Below are 17,734 nucleotides of genomic sequence, written 5' to 3'. Positions count from 1 at the left end.
GCCTCAGGAAGAGCCCTCCCCCTCCCCGTAGGCCGCCCGCAGGCGGCCAAAGGCCCAGGGCCAGAGGGCGATGCCTAGGGCGTAGAGGGTGAGGGTGGCGGCAAAGAGGTAGTGGAAGGCGGCCAGGCCCAAGGCCTCCTGGGCCACCCCGGAAAGGGCGCTTCCCAGGGCGAAGAGGAGGCTCCAGATCCCCGATTCCACCAGGAAAAAGCCGGGCCGCTCCCCATCCTCCAGGTAGTCCATGACCAAGGCGGCGTAGACCGGCCCGGCGGCGTTCATGAGGGCCCCCCGCACCAGGAGGGCCAGGGTGACCACGGGAAGCCAAGGAGCCCAGGCCAACAGGGCCAGGAAGGGCAAGGAGAGGGCCTGCACCAGGACGATGGCCCCGAGCTTCCCCACCCGCCGCACCAAAAGGGGCTGGAGGAGCATGGCCAGCCCTGTGGCCAAGGAGGAGAGGGCAAAGACGAACCCCGTGGCCCCATAGGTGAGGCCGAACTTCTCCTTGAGGAAGAGGTTCAAGAAGGGGATGACGAGCCCTGCCCCAAGGCCGATGACCACTTGGGGCAGGAGGAGTCTAAGCCACACCCCGAAGCGGCCCCGAAACCGGGGTGCCTGCCCTTCCCCCTCAGGCAGGCCCAAAACCAGGGGAACCGCCATGAGGAAAAAGGGAAGGGCGAAAAGGAGCACCCACCGGGCCCCCACCCACTCGGAGAGGAATCCCGCCAGGAGGGTGGAAAAGAAGCCGCTGGCCGTGGTGAGGGCCGCCTGCAGGCTGAAAAGCGCCACCCGCCTCCCCGGGGGCACCAGCCGGGCCATGAGGGGGGCCGCCGCCCCCTGCAGGAGGGCGCCCGCCAGGCCGTAGCCCGCCAGGGAGGGGAAGACCAAGAGGCCAAGGCCCAGGAGAAGGCCGCTTCCCACCGCCAACAGGAAGGCCAGGTGGAGGCTTCTCAGGTAGCCCAGCCTAGGGATGAGGTAGGCCAGGGGCAGGGCGAAGACCACCCCGGTGAAAAGGAGAAGGGCCTGGGCCAGGCCGATGGCCTGGCGGCCAAAGCCCAGGGCCTCGAGGTGGAAGTTCAGGAAGAAGTAGACCAGGTTCCCTCCGAAAGACCAGAGGAAGCTGGCCAGGACCAGGCGGTAAGCGGGGGAGGCAAGGAGTCTTGTCATGGGCAATCCTTTCCAGATGGATACTCCGCGCCAGGGCCCACCCAACCAGCAGGCAAGGAGAGAAGCCCACGCCGTGCGCACCCCCCCTGCGGCATAGACCCTAGCGGGACGCCTAACCCTCCCTGCGGCTCGGGCAGTGGGGGGCCAACGGGCAAGCGGGGCACCGGGGCTTCCTAGCGGTGCAGACGTACCGCCCGTGGAGGACCAGGGCATGGTGGGCGAAGACCCAGTCCTCCTTGGGGAAAAGGCGCTCTAGATCGGCCCCGATCTTTTCCGGGCTCCTGGCCTCGGAGAGGCAAAGCCTTTGGGCCAGGCGGGCCACGTGGGTGTCCACGGCGATGCCCGGTACCCCGAAGGCCGCCCCCAGCACCACGGTGGCCGTCTTCCAACCCACCCCAGGAAGGGCCATGAGGGCCTGCTTATCCTGGGGCACCTCCCCTCCGTGCGCCGCCACGAGCCGCTTTGCCAGAGCCACCAGGTTCCTGGCCTTGGTTCGGTAGAGCCCGATGCGCCTGATGTAAGGCTCCACCTCCTCCGGATGGGCCTCCGCCAAGGTCTTGGCGTCGGGGAAGCGGGCAAAGAGGGCGGGGGTGGCCTCGTTCACGCTCTTGTCCGTGGCCTGGGCGGAGAGGACCGTGGCCACCAGGAGCTGGAAGGGGCTATTGTGCTTGAGCTCCGTTTTGGCCCCTGGATACGCCGCCTTTAGGGCCTCTAGGATGGCCAAAGCCCGCCGTTTCTTTGCCTTTTGCCCTTCCTTAGGGCAACCCACGCCCTCCACTCTACAATGGGGGTGTGGAAAGGCCAAAGCTGGGGCTTATCGTCCGTGAGCCGTACGCCAGCCTCATCGTGGAGGGCAAGAAGACCTGGGAGATCCGCAAACGCAAGACCCGCCACCGAGGCCCCTTGGGCATCGTCAGCGGGGGCTACCTCATCGGCCAGGCAGACGTGGTGGGGGTGGAGGGCCCTTTTCGTGTGGAAGAGCTTCTCCCTCACCAGGACAAGCACCTGGCGGAAGAAGCTTTCCTCAAGGCCTACGCCGGGGATGAACCACTTTTTGCTTGGGTTTTAGAAAACGCCCTCCGCTACGAAAAGCCTTTTTACGTGCCCCGAAGGCCAGGACGGGTCATGTTCGTAGACCTCTCCGAGGTATGGCCATGAGTCCGCCGTAGCCCACGTAGACCAGGAGGTCCGGGTCCAAGGCGGCGATGACCTCCGGACGATGGGTGGCGGCCACCAGGGTGATGCCCACGCCCCGCACCAGCTTCCCCAAGCCCAGGGCCACCCGCCGAGCGGTGGGCACGTCCAGGTGAGCGGCAAACTCGTCCAGGAGAAGGAGGTCCGGCCTCTCCGCCAAAAGGAGGGCCAGGCGGTAGCGCTCCCTCTGCCCGGTGGAAAGCTCCCGGGGGCGGGCGCGGTACAAGACGGCATCGGAAAGACCCATGCGGTTCAGCACCTCTATGGCTGCACCCACGTCTTTCAGCTTCTGGTACAGCCTTTCCAGGATGGGTTCCTCCCCCAGCTCCACCTCCCGCTCCCCCGGGATGTAGCCCACCCGCCTCCCCGGCGGCACCACCACCTCGCCGGCGTCGGGGGGCTCCCCCAAAAGGAGGCGCAGAAGCGTGGTCTTCCCCGCCCCGCTGGCCCCCGCCAAAACCACCACGCTCTTTGGGGGTATCTCCAGGTCCGCTCCCCGGAGGACCGCCCGCTCCAGGATGCGCGCCCTCACCCCAAAGGCCGACAGGGCCTCCTGCACATCAGGGGAAAGGTCCGAGAGGTCCAGGTGGCTCCGGTAGGCCTTGTGCACCCAGAGAAGGCGGATGGGCCCAGGAAGCCCCTGGAGGGGCGTGAAGCGGGAAAAGAATAGCCTGCCCCCGTGGGCCCGGGCATAGGGATCTTCCCGCAGAAAACGCTCCAGGTAGTCCTCGGCCTCCCCGGTGAGGGGGTAAAAGAGCACCGGCCGGCCGGAGGCGGTATCAAAGAGGTAGCGGAAGCCCACCTTCTCAAAGAAGGGGTGGTAGCGGGCCATCTGGGCGATGGTGTAGACCAGGTGCTTCTCCCGGCGCCCTTCCGGAGCGGCCCGCTCCCGCACCCACTCCAGGGCCAAGCGCACCAAAAGGGACCCGAACCCCTCAGAGCGGTAATCCGGGTGAACCACCACCCGGGCGATGCGGGCCGCTGCGGTGTGCACGCGGTCCAGGGCGCTCTCCCAGTCCGGTCCACCCTCGTAGGTGGGGTGGAACCAGTCCGGGGGGAAGATCCGCTCCCGGATATCCCGCTCCAAACCCTTGGGGGTCCTGCGGTGCATGCGAGGAATGGGCGGATCCAAGCGCAGGTAGCCCACGATCCTGGGCTCAAAGGGCAAGCGCTCCACAAGCTCCAGGAGCAGAAAGCGGCTTGCCGGGGTGGAGCCCTTGATCTCCTTCAAGCGGGCCTCGCCCCCACAGGGGCAGAGGGGCTTGCTGTTGGCCTGAAGGGTACGGCCACAGCGGGGGCAGGACCAAAGGGCCACCACTTCTTTTTCGGAGGCGTAGTGGTACTGCTCCAGCTCAGCGATGGCCTCAAAGTCAGCCTCGTACATGGCCTCCCGCGCCCGGAGGCGGTAGCGGTAGGCCTCGCCCCCCAAGGGGCCTTCCCGGACGTGGGCCACTTCGCGGGAAAAAAGGGGCCAGATGGGGAAACTGCCTTGGAGGGTATACTCGTCGAAGCCCAGGAGGGGCTTCTTGAACTCGGTGGCAAGGCGGACCTGGTCCCCGGGGCGGAGCCATTTGGCGGCGTCCCCCGTCATGCGTAAGGCAAGGCCCCCCTCGAGGACCACCTCCCCGTACCAGCGCCAGCGGACCCTGCGCCCTACAACCCGCATCGCTCAGTAGGCCTTGGCGAAGACCACCCGCTTGCCGTAGGCGGAAGGCCGGCCGCAACGCACGCAAAGACCCTCCTCCCGCTCGGCCTCAAAGGGCACGCAGCGGGTGGTGGCGGTGGTTTCCTCCTGGATAGCCTTTTCGCAGGCCTTGTCCCCGCAGTGGAAGGCCAGGGCAAAGCCCCCCTGCACCGCCTCCTTGAATTCCCCGTAGGTGTCCACCTTACGGGTGTGGGCCTTTTGGAAATCCAGGGCCCTTTGGTAGAGGGCCTGGTGGAAAGCATCCAGCTTCTCCGGCAGGAGGGCGGGAAGAACCTCCAGGGAGAGGCGTTCTTTGCCCCCCAGGCGGCTAGCCAGCACGGCCTCGCCCGCCTCGAGGTCCTTGGGGCCAAGCTCAATGCGGAAGGGCACCCCCTTGAGCTCCCACTCGTGGAACTTGTAGCCCGGGGTGTACTGGTCCCGGTCGTCCAGGTGGACGCGGAGGCCCGCCTGGAGAAGGCGCTTCTTGAGGTCAAAGGCCGCCTCCAGCACCTGCTCCCGGCTTTCCTCCCGGTAGATGGGCACCACCACCACCTGGATGGGGGCCAGGCGCGGGGGGAGGATGAGGCCCTGGTCGTCCCCATGGGTCATGATGATGGCCCCGATGAACCGCCAGGAAAGGCCCCAGCTGGTGGTGTGCACGTACTTCACCTGCAGGTCCTTGTCCTGGAACTTGATGTCAAAGGCCCGGGCGAAGTTCTCCCCCAGGTAGTGGCTGGTGCCCGACTGGAGGGCCTTGCCGTCTCGCATCATGGCCTCGATGGTGGTGGTGTAGACCGCCCCGGCGAACTTCTCCTTCTCGGTCTTGAGGCCCTCGATGACGGGAAGAGCGGCGTACTCCCGGGCCAGCTTGGCGTAGATGCCCAGCATCCTCCGCACCTCCTCCTCCGCCTCCTCCCGGGTGGCGTGGGCGGTGTGCCCCTCCTGCCAGAGGAACTCGCTGGTGCGGAGGAAAGGCCTTGTGCGCATCTCCCAGCGCACCACGTTCCCCCACTGGTTGAGGAGCTGGGGCAGGTCGCGGTAGCTCTTGATCCACCGGGACCACATGTAGCCGATCACCGTCTCCGAGGTGGGGCGCACCGCCAAGGGCTCCTCCAGCTCCTCCCCCCCGGCGTGGGTGACCACGGCCAGCTCCGGGGAAAAGCCCTCCACGTGCTCGGCCTCCCTCTTCAGGAAGCTCATGGGGATGAAGAGGGGGAAGTAGGCGTTTTGGTGGCCCGTTTCCTTGAACATGCGGTCCAAAACCCCCTGGATGTTTTCCCAAAGGGCGTAGCCATAGGGGCGCACCACGATGGTGCCCCGGACCGGTCCGTAGTCGGCGAGCTCGGCTCGCTGGATCACCTCGAGGTACCACTCGCTGAAGTCCTGGCTTTGCGGCGTTAGGCCCTTCTCCTTCGCCATACCCGCCCATCATACTTGCAGGAAGGGCCCTTAAGGGTAAAATCGGGGTGCATCACAGGAGGTGGTTATGCGGAAGGTTGGGTATATCGTGTTGGCCGCGCTGGCCCTGGGCCTTTTCGCCTGCAACCAGCAGGCTCCGGGTGGGGCCAGCCTCTCGGTGCAAAGCGCTCCGGAGAAGGGCCGCTACTTGGTGGTCTTCAAGTCCGAAACCCTCCCCTCTAACGCCCAGGCCTTGGTCCAAGGCGCCGGGGCCCGGGTGCTCAAGACCCTGGAGCCCATCGGTGCCCTCACGGTGGTGGCGGACCGGGCCGCTGTAAGCCGCCTGGCCCGGAACCCCCAGGTGCTGGCGGTGGGCCCCGAACGGTACTACTCCCTGCCCAAGACGGAGCGCATCCTCTATCAGGAGGAAACCTATGGCGCGCCCTCGGCAGCCGACAACCTCTACAAGTACCAGTGGGACATCCGGCGGATCGGCGCCCCGAAGGCTTGGGAGAGGGTGCCCCTCGAGGTCCAGGCCCGGGCCACGGTGGCGGTGCTGGACACCGGGGTCATGGACAACCACCCCGACCTGGTAGGCCAGATCGTGGACTTCCAGGCCACCAACTACTGCTACGAAACCGCGGGCCCCAACAACACCCCCAGCTACCCCAAGTACAGCCTCTGGATCGACTTTGACCACTTTGACCCCAACAACCTCTGCACCCCCGCACCTTACGTCACCTACGAGGCCCACGGTACCCACGTCTCCGGCACCGTGGCCGCCCGCTTCGGGGGCGGCCGGGTGGTGGGGGTGGCCCCCGGGGTCCGGATCGCCGCCTACAAGGTGTTTGACCGGATCCACTTCACCGAGGGCGGGGAGGAATACGACGACGTGGGCGCCTTCGACGGCCCCATCTTTGAGGCCATCCTGGACGCCGCCAAGAAGGGCTACCAGGTCATCAACATGAGCCTGGGAGGCACCCTGGACACCCGCAACCGGGAGGACGTGGCCGCCATGGTGGCCTGGGACCGGGTGATGAAGTACGCCAACCGCATGGGCACCCTGATCGTGGCCTCGGCGGGGAACAGCGCCCAGAACGCCAATGGCTACATCGTCCACATCCCCTCCGACCTGCCCACGGTGGTTTCCGTTTCCGCCACCGGCACCGCCACGCCCCTTTGGCAGTACCCCTACCCCACCGACGAAACCTTGAATGCCGTGCCGGGACAGGACGTCCTAGCCTTCTACTCCAATTACGGGGCCGCCGTGGACCTTTCCGCCCCCGGAGGCGACTGTGGCCTGGACGAAAGCGGCCAGAGCTGGTGCGCCAAGCCCGCCAGCCAGCGGCCTGCGGGGTGGCGCTACCACCTGATCCTCTCCACCGTCATCGTCAACGAAACCACCCCTGCCTACGCCTGGTACGCGGGCACCTCCATGGCCAGCCCCCACGTGGCCGCGGTGGCTGCCCTGGTGCGGGCCCTCCACCCCGAATGGGGCCCCGGCGAGGTGCGGGCCCACCTGAAGGCCACCGCCGAGCCCATCGGCAGCCGCCAGCTCTTCGGCCACGGCCTGGTGAACGCAGACCGAGCAACTCGGTAGTCGCTAAAGCCCCCTGGCCCCCGGGCAAGCCGGGGGCCTTTTCCCCATAAAATGGCGGCATGGACCTCTTCGCCGTGTTCAAGGAGCTTCAGCAAAAAAGCGACACCAAGATCCTCCTGGTGGTCCTGGATGGGGTGGGGGGGCTTCCCCTGGAACCCGGGGGGCCCACGGAGCTGGAGGCCGCCAGAACCCCGAACCTAGACCGGTTGGCGGGGGAAAGCGCCCTGGGCCTCCTCACCCCCGTCTACCCCGGCCTCACCCCCGGAAGCGGCCCCGGGCACCTGGCCCTCTTCGGCTACGATCCCTTCCGCTACGTGGTGGGCCGGGGGGCGCTAAGCGCCCTGGGCCTGGGGGTGGACTTCCGGGAAGGGGATGTGGCCCTAAGGGGGAACTTCGCCACCTTGAGCCCGGAAGGCCTGGTCCTAGACCGCCGGGCGGGCCGCCCGAGCACGGAGGAAAACGCCCGGGTGGTGGCGAGGCTAAGGGAGGCCATCCCCCGCATTGAGGACGTGGAGGTCCACTTCCACACCGAAAGCGAGCACCGCTTCCTGGTGGTCCTCCGGGGGGAGGGGCTTGGGGACGGGGTAACGGACACCGACCCCCAGAAGACGGGGCTTCCTCCCCTAAAGGCCCAGGCCCTGGACGCGGCCTCCGCCAAGACCGCCCGGGTGGTGAACCTGCTCTCGGAGCGCGTCCGCGAGGTACTGCAAGGCGAGCCCAAGCTGAACGGGGCCCTCTTCCGCGGGGCCTCCCGCAAGCCCGCCTTCCCCAAGGTGGAGGAGGTCTTTGGGCTAAAGGCGGCGGCCATCGCCAGCTACCCCATGTACAAGGGCCTGGCCAGCCTGGTAGGCATGGAGGTGCTTCCCGTGGAAGGGGAAGGGGACGCCCACGAGGGGAAGCTGAAGGCCTTACAGGAAAACTGGGAACGCTACGACTTCTTCTACGTCCACTTCAAGAAGACCGACGCCAAGGGGGAGGACGGGGACTTCTGGGGCAAGGTGAAGGAGATCGAGCGCTTTGACACTCTTCTTCCGGAAATCCTTGCCCTAAAGCCGGACGTTCTGGCCCTCACCGGGGACCACTCCACCCCCGCCCTCCTAAGGGCCCATTCCTGGCACCCCGTGCCCCTCCTCCTCAAGGCCCCCTACCTGCGGAAGGACGGGGCGCAGCGCTTCACGGAGGGGGAGGCGGCCAAGGGAAGCCTCGGGCACCTAAGGGGGGTGGAGCTCATGCCCCTCCTCCTGGCCCATGCGGGAAGGCTCCTCAAGTACGGGGCCTAAAATGGGGCTATGCTCCGGTACCGCATCCGGGTGGAGGAGTTCCTGGCCCTCGCGGAACGGGCCCCGGAGGGGGTGCGTCTGGAACTCCTGGACGGGGAGGTTTACGAAATGGCCCCCATCGGCAGCGGCCACGCCAGCCTGGTCACCTACCTGAGCAAAACCCTGGAAAGGCTCTACGGGGACCGGGCCATCGTCTCGGTGCAGAACCCCATCCTCCTCAACCCCTACTCGGTTCCCCAGCCGGACATCGCCCTCCTAAAGCCCCGCGAGGACTTCTACGTCCAGTCCTTTCCCGAGCCAAAGGACATCCTCCTGGTGGTAGAGGTGGCGTATACCACCAAGGACGCGGACGAAAGGAAGTTGGCCCTTTACGCCCAAGCGGGCATCCCGGAAAGCTGGCTGGTGGACGGGGAAACCGGCCTACTGGAAGTCTACCGGGAGCCCCGGGGAGGCCTTTACCGTCTAAAGCGCCTGGTGGAGCCAGGAGAGGAGGTGGCACCCGAGGGCCTAGGGGCCCCCTCCCTTGTCTGGCGCCCCCCCAGGCCCTAGAGGTACCCCGCCCGCTTGAGCTCCTCCGCCACCGCCTCGAGGACCCGCTCGTAGGCCCGGTCCAGGTCAACGTTCTTTAAGGTGGCCCCGGCGGCAGGCACATGCCCCCCTCCCCCCAGCTTCACGGCAATGTTCTGGGCGGAAACCCCACCCCGGGAGCGGATGGACACCTTCACCCCTTCCTCCCGCTTGCGCAAGAAGGCCGAGACCACGCTCCCCTCCACGTAGCGGATGAGGCCCACGAAGTCGTCGGAGTCCTCCTCCTCCCGCTTAGCATCCTCGGGAAGGTGGGCGGTGACGAGAAGCCCCCCAAAGTGGAAGGCCACGGTGGAAAGCACCTGGCCCATGAGGCGGAAGTAGGAAGGGGGGCGGAATTGCAGGCGGTCCGTGAGCTCGGCCAGCTTCACCCCGTAGCCCACCAGCTCCGCCGCCACCCGCAGAACCTCGGGGGTGGTGTTGGCGAAGCGGAAGTTGCCGGTGTCGGTGAGGATGCCGGTCAGGACAGGGGTGGCAATCTCCGCCGTCCATTCCACCCCTAGAAGGTCGATGAGATCCTTCACCATCTGGGCGGTGGCCGCCTTGGAGGGGTCCACCACGGCGATGTGGCCGAAGCGGGGGTTGGTGCCGTGGTGGTCGATGTTGATGACGAACCCCTCCACCGGCACCCCCACCACCCGGGAAGGCTCGGCGCTGTCCAAGGCCACCAGGGTGGCCCCCACGGGGAGCTTTTCCACGGGGTCCGAGTACTCCTCCTCCTTGGGCAAAAAGCGCAGGAAGCGGGGGGGCTCGGCCACCCAGCGGGCGTCCTTGCCCAGGGCCTTCAGGGCCCGGTAGAGGCCCAAGGAGCTACCGATGGCATCCCCATCGGGGTCCACGTGGGTGGCGATGTAGATGGGACCCTCCACCGCCTTCAAGACCTCGGCCACCAGGCGCATCTTTTCCCAGTACTTGGGTTCGGGAGCGTTCCCGTCCATAGGCCCCAACCTATCACGCAAAGGGGTTTCTCACCTCGAGGCCTCCATAGGCCCCAGGGTGGAGGCCCTCGCTCCACACCACCCGGGCCTTTAGGGCCCGGGCGCTTTGCAGGATGAGGGCATCCCAGAAGGAGATTCGGTGGCGCTCTGCCAGGTGAGTGGCCTTAAGGATATCCCCTAGGGTGGGCTCATGCACCCAGGCCTTACCGAGGTCGGTCAAGACCTGGCGGGCCACCTCCGGGGACAGGGGGGTTGGAAGCTTCCGGGTGGTGACCACGTAGAACTCCTGAAGCACCTGAAGGGATAACGCCAAGCGCCTTTCCCCCATAAGGCGCTCTAAGAGCGCCACGGCTCGGTCCCGTTTGGCCGGGGAGGAGCGGTCGTAAGCGTAGACCAAAACGTTGGTATCCACAAACTCAGGGGGCTCTATCATGCACCTCCTCCCGGGAGGGCAAGGGCATGCCCCCGGTATCCAGGATCCCCTGACGCATCCAGGAGAGTTGCCGACCAAAGGCTTCTTCTAGACCCTCCTCCCGCTCCACCTCCCTCTCCAAAAGCTCCGCTACCCAGGCGTTTAGGCTCAAGCCCCGCTTGAGGGCCAGAGCCCGGGCCCGGCGCACCAGCTCGGGGGAAAGCCTCAGAGTCAGATTCCGACTCATGCCCTCAACTTAGCACATCATTGCGTGCAAGGCCCGGCTATAAGTTCCACCCCCCCGCCACCTCGAGGACCTGCCCCGTCACGTAAGGCTCCCGCACGAAGAAGAGCACCGCCCGGGCGATCTCCTCCAGGAGGGCCAGCCGGGCCATGGGAATCTCGTGAAGGGGCTTGGACACGGAGTTTTCCGCCACCCCCGGGGCCACCACGTTGGCGGTGATCCCCGCTCCGGCAAAGCGTTTGGCGATGGCCTTGGTGTAGAGGACTACCCCGGTCTTGGCGATGGCGTAGGGGGTGATGTGGGGCCGGGCCAGGAGGTTTCCCGCCCCGGCGTAGCCCAGGTTCACGATGCGGCCAAAGCCCTGGGCCACCATGAGGGGCAGGACCTTCTGGGTAAGGAGGAAGGTGCTGGTCAGGTTGGAGTCCAAAATCCAGCGCCACTCCTCCAGGGAAACCTCCTCGATGGGCTTGTAGAGGTAGTCCCCCACGTTGTTCACCAGAACGCCGATCCCCCCCAGGTGGTAGCGCACCTCCTCCACCAGAGCCGCCACCTCCGCCTCCTCCGTGAGGTCGGCACGCACCTTGATGGCCTTTACCCCAAGGGCTTCCGCCTCCTGGCGCGTGGCCTCCGCCAGCCCTTCCGAGGTGCGGTAGTGCACCGCCACCGCGTAGCCCTCCTTGGCCAGGGCCAGGAGGATGGCCCGGCCGATGCCCTTGGCGCTCCCCGTGACCAGGGCGGTTCTCATACCTCCTCCAAGTACCGCTCCAAAAGCTTGCGGGTGAAGGTGTTTAGGGGGAAGGAAAGCCCCTCCTCCGCCTTTACCCAGGCCCACTCCAGGATCTCTTCGTTGGGGCGCACCACGCCCTCGGCTTCGGCGAAGTAGTTGAGGAGGAGCATGTGGGTGGGCTTGTGGAACTCCTGGCTGAAGATAGCTTCCTGCACCAGGGCGAAGCGCACCCGGGAAAGCCTGAGGCCCACCTCCTCCCAGAACTCCCGCCTCAGGGCCTCCTCCAGGCCCTCCCCCCACTCCACCTTTCCCCCAGGCACCCCCCAAAGCCCCCGCCACTTGGCCGTGCGCACCAGGAGCACCCGGCCGGCCTGCTCCACCAGGGCCCCTACCGTGGGGATGGGATAGCGCGGATGATCCTCCATAGGTACCAGAGGCCAAGATACAGGCCCTGGAGAAGGACGAAGGTGAGGTAGGCCCCAGGCTGGTGGAAAACCAAAAACACCCCCAGGAAGAAGAGCTGGGTGGTGAGGCCCAGGTTCACCACCCCGGCCACGGCAGCCTCGTCCCAGAAGCGCTGGGGGTCTAGGCGGAAGCGGGCCTGGAGGTAGCGCTCCCAGGCGGTGATCCCCCGGTCCTGGGGCAGGAAGAGGAGGCGGTAAATCCCCCGCAGGAGGCGGAGAAGAGGCCCATCGGGGTCGCGCCGCTCCGCCCCAAGGGGAAACCCCCGGACCTCCTTATAAAGCCTTTCCAGGTTGAAGTCATAGGACTGGACCAGGGTGAAGACCAAGAAGGCCAAAAGGGCCAAGCCCCAGGCCCCGGTGCGCGCCCCCAGCGCCAGGAAAAGGGCCAGGTTGCCCAGAAGGTCCAGCTCCGTGTCCAGGTAGCGCCCAAGCTCCGTGACCTCCCCCCGCAGGCGGGCCAGCTGGCCATCGGCGTTGTCCAAAACGGTCTTGAGCTGGAGGAGGAGGGCCGCCGGGAGGTCCCGGCCTAGGACCAGAAGCCAAGCGGCCAGGAGGACAAGGCCGGTGTGAAAGAGGACCAGGTGGTGGGGGCGGATGGGGGTGCGGAAGAGGAGGAGGACCACCAGGTGGGCCAAGGGGCGGTAGAGGAGGACATTTAGGAACTCCTGAACAGGCCTCTCCTTGGCTCCCGGCACCATGGTCAGTCCTGGATGTGGGAGAGCACCCGGGCCACCACCGCCTCGAGGCCCATCTCGCTGGTGTCGATGACCAAAGCATCGGGGGCCGGGGCGCTTTGACCCCGGTCCAGCTCATCCCTTAGGAGGAGGTCCCGTAGCACCTCTTCGTAGTCCTGGGGCCGCTCCTTGGCCCGCCTCCTGGCCCGCACCTCGGGACGGGCAGTGAGGTAGAACTTGTGGGGCGCTTCCGGGAAGACTGCCGTCCCCATGTCCCGCCCCTCGGCCACGAAAGGAGGGGGCACCTCCTTGAGGCGTGCGTTCACCCAGGCCCGCACCCCCTTGTGGCGGGCCACCTGGGAGACCACCCGGTCCACCTCGGGAGTGTGGAGGAAGGGGGTAAGGTCTTCCCCATCCGCCAGCACCCGGTTACCCTCCCTTTCCGGCAGGAGGCGCACACGAAAACCTTCCAGAAGGGCCAGAAGCCCCGCCTCGTCCCCCGGGTCCACCCCCGCCCTGAGGGCCAAAAAGGCCGCCGCCCGGTAGAGGAGGCCGCTGCTGAGGTAGGGCACCCCCAAGGCCAGGGCCACCCTTTGGGCCACGGAGCTCTTCCCCGAGGCCGAGGGCCCGTCGATGGTCACGATCCCGCGCATAGCCGCTGGAGGTCCCCGAAAAAGCCGGGGTAGGAGATCTCCGCCCAATGGGGCTCCCAGACCCTGACCCCCACGGGCAGGCCCGCCACGGCAAAGGCCATGGCGATGCGGTGGTCGTGGAAGGGCTCCACCTCCCCTCTTTGCACCCCGCCCCCCTGGATGCGGAGCCAGTCGGGCCCCTCCTCCACCGTCACCCCCAGGGCCCTCAGGTTGTGGGCGATGGCCCTCACCCGGTCCGACTCCTTCACCCGGAGCTCGGAAAGGTTCGGTATGTGGGTTTCCCCTTCCGCCCAGGCGGCGGCGGCGGCCAGGGCGGGTACCTCGTCCACCATGAGGGGGATGAGGCCGGGGTCCACGGAAACTCCCTTCAGGGGGCTATAGCGAGCGCGTATCCAGCCCACGGGCTCCCCCGCCTCCCCTTCCAAAACCCGCCACTCCAGGTCGGCCCCCATCTCCTGGAGCACCTTGAGAAGGCCAGTACGGGTGGGGTTCAGGCCCACCCCCTCCACCACCACCTCGGAGCCCGGGGTGACCAGGGCCGCCACCAGGAAAAAGGCCGCCGAGGAGAAGTCCCCGGGCACGGTGAGGTCCCTGGCAGGGAAGGGGTCGGCCCTACGGGTGCGGATGCGCGGGCCCTCGGCTTCCAAGGGAAGCCCGAAGTGACGGAAAAGCCTTTCCGTGTGGTCCCGGGTGGGCACAGGCTCCACCACCTCCGTGACGCCCTCGGCAAAAAGTCCGGCCAGGAGGAGGGCACTTTTCACCTGGGCGCTGGGCACGGGAAGGGTGTAGGAAATCCCGTTTAGGGCCCTTCCCCGCACCGCCAGGGGGGCCTTTTTACCCCCTTCCCTTCCCTCTATGGAGGCCCCCATGGCCCGGAGGGGCTCGGCCACCCGGCCCATGGGACGGCGGCGCAAGGAGGCGTCCCCGGTGAGCACGGCGAAAAGCCCCTCCTGCCCCGCCAGGATGCCCAAGAGGAGGCGCATGAGGGTGCCGGCGTTGCCGCAGTCCAGAACGTCTTCCGGCTCCTTAAGGCTTAGGCCCCGCCCTCGCACCCGGAAGTGGGGGCCTTCCTCCGCGATCTCCGCCCCCAAGGCCTGAAGGGCGCGGGCGGTGGAGAGGGTGTCCCCGGCCTTCAAGGGGTAGAAAAGCCTCCCTTCCCCCTCGCTCAGGGCCAGGAGCATGAGGCCCCGGTGGGTCACGGACTTGTCCCCCGGCACCCGCAAGGCACCCCGCAGGGGGCCACAGGGGGCCAGGTCCAAAAAGGCGCGGTCCATGCCCCCTAGTCTCCTTGGCCCTGGGGGCTTCGGTCAAGGGCGGCTGGGGATTACAATGGACCCAAACCATGGCCCTGGCGTGGCAAAGCCCGGTCTACCTGGAAAGGAGGCGGCTTTTGGACCTTCTGCCCGAGGGGCCGGGCTTCGCCATCCACCTCGAGGCCCCCGCGGGCTTCGGCAAGAGCGTCCTGGCAGGGCAGCTGGCCGCCAGGCTCCCCTTGCGCACCCTTTGGGCCAGCGCCCTCCTGGGAGAGCCCAAGGCCCTCCTGGCCCGCTCCTTAGGCCTTCCCGAGGAAGTGCCCTGGGGGGCGGTGGTGGCGGCCTTGCAGGAGGTGCCCAGCCTGGTGGTCCTCGAGGACCTCAGCGGGCAGGAAGACCTTTCTCCCCTCCTGCGCACCCTCCCCTGCCTCCTGGTCCTGGCCAGCCGCAAACCCCTCCCCTACCCCGAACTCCCCAAGCTCCTGGCGGAAGGGCGGCTGGTGCACCTGGGAGCGCAGGACCTGGCCTTCACCCCGGAGGAGGCCCAGACCCTCTTCGCAGGCCGGGAAGGGTGGGAGGAGGCCCACCGGGCCACGGGGGGCTGGCCCTTGCCCCTTTTCCTCTCGGCCCTCACCGGGGAGCCCCCAAAGCCCCAGGCCCTCCTCCAGGGCCTTAGGGAGAGCCTATCGCCGGAAGAGCTGCAAGAAGGCCTCCTCCTGGCCGCCCTGCCCTACCTGCCCCTAGCGCACGCCACCCCGGCCACGGAAAGCCTTTTCCAAAGGGGCCTCCTCCGCCGCCTCCCCCAGGGCTTCCGCCTGCACAACCTCCTGCGGGAAATGGCCCGGAAAAACCTCCTCCCCGAGGTGCAGGAGGCGGTGCGCCGGGCGGAGGGAAGGCTGCCTCCAGAGGTTCTGGCGGAGGCCTTCTATGAGGCCGGGCTCCACCGGGAGCTTCTGGAGCTCATGGAGCGGCCCATCCAGATAGACCTTCCTGCGGAACGGCTCCTCCGCTTCGCCGACCTCCTCAGGCAAGGAGGCCCCCGGACCCATCTGCGCCTGGGAGAGGCCCTTCTCCAGTGCGGTAAGAAGGAGGGCTTCCCCCTTCTGGAGCCCTTGGTAGAGGCGGAAGACCCGAGGGTGGCCCTCACCGCCTGCGGCCACCTGGCCTACTACCTGGCGGAGCCCATGCTGGGCCAGGACCTCCCCCGGGCCCGGGCCTACCTGGAGCGGGGCCTGGGGCTCCTGGAGCGGGTGCCCGAAGAGCTCGCGGGCCGCTTCCTGAACGACGCCGCCCGGGTGCCCTACGAGGAGGGAAGGCCCGAGGAAGCCCTGGCCCTCCTGGAGGAGGCCCTGCGGCGCCTTCCCCCAAGTAGCCCCTTCCGCCCCAGCCCCCTCCTCAACCTGGCCCTCCTGGAGTTCGAGCTGAAAGGATCCCTTCTGAAGCGCATCGCGGCCCTGGAGGAAACCTTAGGCTCCCTGAGGGTCTCCCGCCCCTTTGTACTCCCCGGCCACCTGCGGGACCTGGGCCGGTTCTACCTCCTTTTGGGGGAACGGGAGAAGGCCCGGGACTACCTGAAGCGGGCGGCGGAGGAGCCCGGAAGCCCCCTGGCGAGCCTCGAGGCCCGGATGCTCCTCGCCCACCTGGAGGGGGATGCCGAAGCCCTCCGCCGCCTGGTGGCCCAGGCGGAGCTCTGGGAAAACCGCTACCTGGCAGAGGAGGGCCGGGCCCTCCTGGCGGAGCTCACGGGGGACGAGGGCCTCCTTGAAGGCCTTTCCGGCTTCTTCCCCAGCCTGGCCCGGGCGCGGTTGCGCCAGGACCCTTCCCTCCTCCCCCCCTATCCGGAAGAGCGCCTGGAGCGGCTTTACTGGCAGGCCGCCCGCTACCGCCTCCTGCGGGAGGGGGGGGACCTGGAGGCCCTGATCTCCCTGACCGATGCCAGGGAAAGGGTCCTCCCCGGCCTCCTGCCCCTAGGCCTCCTCCCCCGGAACCGGCCGGAGCTGGCCCGGGCCTACCCCTTAGGGGAGGTGCTGCGAAGCGGCTGGAAAGAGGCCATCGCCCTCCGCCTCGAGGAAATCCCCCCCTTGAGGGTGATGGTCCTGGGCACCTTCCAGGTGCACACCCCCCTGGGGCCTGCAGAACTCCGGGGCAAGGCCAGGGAGGTCTTCGCCCTCCTCCTCCTGGGCCTGCCCCGGGAAGAGGTGGCCTTCGCCCTTTGGCCGGACATGCCTGAGGCGGCGGCCCTCAACAACCTCTACGTCTGGCTGGCCCGCCTGCGGAAGCTCCTGGAGCCCTGGGGGGTGGCCACCTACCTGGGGGAAGAGGGCCTAAAGAGGGTGGAGGCCGACCTCTTCGCCTTGGAGGAGGCCCTGCAACGGGAGGACGCAGAGAGGGCCCTGGCCCTTTACCGCGAGCCCCTCTTCTCCGGCCTGGACCACCCCCATCTGGACCGCAAGCGGGAGGAGGTCTTCCACCGGGTGCGGGCCCTTTTCCTGAAAAGGCGGGAACCCCGCCTCCTGGAACGCCTCTTGGAGCTGGACCCCCTGGACGAGGAGGCCCTCTTGTCCTTGGTGGAGCGCTGCCTGGAGCAAGGGCAAAGGGCCCGGGCGGAAAGGCTCCTGGAGGCCTACCGAAAGCGGCTTAAGGAGGAGCTGGGGGAAAGGGCTTCCCCCCAGGTGCAAGCCCTCCTCAGGCGCCTCCGGGGCTAGCCCCCAAAAGGAGCCCCTCTCCTTCCAGCTGGACCTCCTCCCCCGGCTCCAGGAGGAAGGTGGCAGGAGGAAGAAGGGCCTCCCCCGAAAGCCAGGCCTCCCCCTCCAGGAGGGTGAGGAGGAGGTCAAGGGGGGGCTTTAGCCGTAGCCGCCCCCGGAGGGGGAAGCGGTACAGCTGAAAGTAAGGGGTCTGGAGAAGGCGCTCCCCCCCCGCCACGGGCTCGGGGGCGAAGGCGGGCAGGGGGGTAGGCTCCAGGAGGGCCACCTCGAGGGCCTTCTCCAGGTGGAGCTCCCGGGGACGGCCGTAGTCGTAAAGCCGGTAGGTCAGGTCCGAGGGGGTCTGCACCTCGTAGACCCGCGTCCCCGGGCCCAGGGCGTGCACTACCCCCGCGGGGAGGTAGACCACCTGGCCCGGGGCCACCCGCACCCGGTGGAGCACCGCGTCCAGGGTACCCGCCTCAGCCCGTCGCCGCACCTCCTCCTGGCTCACCCGCCGGGCAAAGCCGTAGACGATCTCCCCCGGGGCAAGGACGTACCAGGCCTCGTACTTCCCGGGCTTTCCCTCCACCCTTTGGGCGTAGGCGTGGGGAGGGTGGACCTGCACGGAAAGCCAATCCGCCGGGTCCAAAAGCTTCACCAGAAGGGGCGCTTCCGCAAGCCACACCTCCCCCACCCCGGGGCCGAACCCCAGGGCGCTACCCCCCCAGACCCTTTCCACCGGCTTGGGGTTCAGGCGCCGCATGGGGGTTAGCATAAGGG

Annotated in this window: 18 protein-coding genes; 5 read left to right on the top strand and 13 right to left on the bottom strand. The window is 67.7% G+C overall.

What is annotated here, in order from left to right; translation table 11 throughout:
• Window positions 1–3 precede the first annotated feature (3 nt).
• Together L1087_RS02540 and nth are read right to left on the bottom strand one after the other, a co-directional pair.
• Window positions 4–1,164, bottom strand: a complete 1,161-nt coding sequence (locus tag L1087_RS02540) for an MFS transporter (protein ID WP_135343057.1) — start codon at window positions 1,162–1,164, stop codon at window positions 4–6.
• Between the two features lie 112 nt (window positions 1,165–1,276).
• A complete protein-coding gene (gene nth, locus L1087_RS02535) occupies window positions 1,277–1,942 on the bottom strand; it encodes an endonuclease III (RefSeq protein WP_234557503.1) in 666 nt (221 codons plus the stop codon).
• Window positions 1,943–1,956: 14 nt separating this feature from the next.
• Here nth and L1087_RS02530 point away from each other — a divergent pair, with 14 nt between their 5' ends.
• Entirely contained in the window at window positions 1,957–2,322 is a 366-nt protein-coding gene (locus L1087_RS02530) for an ASCH domain-containing protein (RefSeq protein WP_234557501.1), read from the top strand.
• On the opposite strand, the gene L1087_RS02525 is transcribed toward L1087_RS02530, so the two are convergent.
• Both L1087_RS02525 and proS read right to left on the bottom strand, forming a co-directional pair.
• On the bottom strand, window positions 2,288–4,024 hold the full coding sequence (locus tag L1087_RS02525; protein WP_234557499.1) for a GNAT family N-acetyltransferase: 1,737 nt from the start codon (window positions 4,022–4,024) through the stop codon (window positions 2,288–2,290). The two genes, L1087_RS02530 and L1087_RS02525, sit on opposite strands and share 35 nt — an antisense overlap.
• A gap of 3 nt (window positions 4,025–4,027) precedes the next feature.
• A complete protein-coding gene (proS, locus tag L1087_RS02520; RefSeq protein ID WP_234557498.1) occupies window positions 4,028–5,461 on the bottom strand; it encodes a proline--tRNA ligase in 1,434 nt (477 codons plus the stop codon).
• Between the two features lie 67 nt (window positions 5,462–5,528).
• Between proS and L1087_RS02515 the strand changes: the two genes are divergently transcribed.
• Genes L1087_RS02515 through L1087_RS02505 form a run of 3 tightly spaced genes read left to right on the top strand, consistent with a single transcriptional unit; the run spans window position 5,529 to window position 8,869 of the window.
• Window positions 5,529–7,040, top strand: a complete 1,512-nt coding sequence (locus tag L1087_RS02515; RefSeq protein ID WP_038041569.1) for a S8 family serine peptidase — start codon at window positions 5,529–5,531, stop codon at window positions 7,038–7,040.
• Between the two features lie 59 nt (window positions 7,041–7,099).
• Window positions 7,100–8,320, top strand: a complete 1,221-nt coding sequence (locus L1087_RS02510) for a 2,3-bisphosphoglycerate-independent phosphoglycerate mutase (protein ID WP_234557497.1) — start codon at window positions 7,100–7,102, stop codon at window positions 8,318–8,320.
• Between the two features lie 9 nt (window positions 8,321–8,329).
• Entirely contained in the window at window positions 8,330–8,869 is a 540-nt protein-coding gene (locus L1087_RS02505; protein WP_234557496.1) for a Uma2 family endonuclease, read from the top strand.
• On the opposite strand, the gene L1087_RS02500 is transcribed toward L1087_RS02505, so the two are convergent.
• From L1087_RS02500 to aroA, 8 genes are read right to left on the bottom strand one after another with little or no spacing between them, the layout of a single operon-like run.
• Window positions 8,866–9,843 carry a DHH family phosphoesterase gene (locus tag L1087_RS02500; protein WP_234557495.1) on the bottom strand — a complete coding sequence of 326 codons (978 nt, stop codon included), beginning with the start codon at window positions 9,841–9,843 and terminating at the stop codon, window positions 8,866–8,868. The genes L1087_RS02505 and L1087_RS02500 overlap by 4 nt on opposite strands.
• A gap of 13 nt (window positions 9,844–9,856) precedes the next feature.
• Window positions 9,857–10,276, bottom strand: coding sequence for a PIN domain-containing protein (locus tag L1087_RS02495; protein ID WP_234557494.1), 420 nt, complete (start codon window positions 10,274–10,276; stop codon window positions 9,857–9,859).
• A complete protein-coding gene (locus tag L1087_RS02490) occupies window positions 10,260–10,502 on the bottom strand; it encodes a YlcI/YnfO family protein (RefSeq protein ID WP_038045473.1) in 243 nt (80 codons plus the stop codon). The genes L1087_RS02495 and L1087_RS02490 overlap by 17 nt, the downstream gene beginning before the upstream one ends.
• A 37-nt stretch (window positions 10,503–10,539) precedes the next feature.
• On the bottom strand, window positions 10,540–11,244 hold the full coding sequence (tmpR, locus tag L1087_RS02485) for a bifunctional dihydropteridine reductase/dihydrofolate reductase TmpR (protein ID WP_038041559.1): 705 nt from the start codon (window positions 11,242–11,244) through the stop codon (window positions 10,540–10,542).
• Window positions 11,241–11,651, bottom strand: a complete 411-nt coding sequence (locus L1087_RS02480; protein ID WP_234557493.1) for an NUDIX domain-containing protein — start codon at window positions 11,649–11,651, stop codon at window positions 11,241–11,243. The genes tmpR and L1087_RS02480 overlap by 4 nt, the downstream gene beginning before the upstream one ends.
• Window positions 11,615–12,388 carry a CDP-alcohol phosphatidyltransferase family protein gene (locus L1087_RS02475; RefSeq protein WP_234557492.1) on the bottom strand — a complete coding sequence of 258 codons (774 nt, stop codon included), beginning with the start codon at window positions 12,386–12,388 and terminating at the stop codon, window positions 11,615–11,617. The genes L1087_RS02480 and L1087_RS02475 overlap by 37 nt, the downstream gene beginning before the upstream one ends.
• Before the next feature lie 2 nt (window positions 12,389–12,390).
• Window positions 12,391–13,017 (bottom strand): (d)CMP kinase, encoded by a 627-nt coding sequence (gene cmk / locus L1087_RS02470; RefSeq protein ID WP_135259599.1) that lies wholly within the window; start codon window positions 13,015–13,017, stop codon window positions 12,391–12,393.
• A complete protein-coding gene (gene aroA, locus L1087_RS02465) occupies window positions 13,002–14,291 on the bottom strand; it encodes a 3-phosphoshikimate 1-carboxyvinyltransferase (RefSeq protein ID WP_234557491.1) in 1,290 nt (429 codons plus the stop codon). Before aroA ends, cmk begins: the two co-directional genes overlap by 16 nt.
• Before the next feature lie 68 nt (window positions 14,292–14,359).
• On the opposite strand from aroA, the gene L1087_RS02460 reads away from it, so the two are divergent.
• Window positions 14,360–16,975 (top strand): BTAD domain-containing putative transcriptional regulator, encoded by a 2,616-nt coding sequence (locus L1087_RS02460; RefSeq protein WP_234557490.1) that lies wholly within the window; start codon window positions 14,360–14,362, stop codon window positions 16,973–16,975.
• Here L1087_RS02460 and L1087_RS02455 read toward each other — a convergent pair.
• Window positions 16,956–17,717 carry a class I mannose-6-phosphate isomerase gene (locus L1087_RS02455; protein WP_234557488.1) on the bottom strand — a complete coding sequence of 254 codons (762 nt, stop codon included), beginning with the start codon at window positions 17,715–17,717 and terminating at the stop codon, window positions 16,956–16,958. The two genes, L1087_RS02460 and L1087_RS02455, sit on opposite strands and share 20 nt — an antisense overlap.
• Window positions 17,718–17,734 lie beyond the last annotated feature (17 nt).

The organism is Thermus tengchongensis (assembly GCF_021462405.1).
Classification (GTDB): domain Bacteria; phylum Deinococcota; class Deinococci; order Deinococcales; family Thermaceae; genus Thermus; species Thermus tengchongensis.
This window is presented reverse-complemented; position numbering and strand designations above follow the sequence as displayed.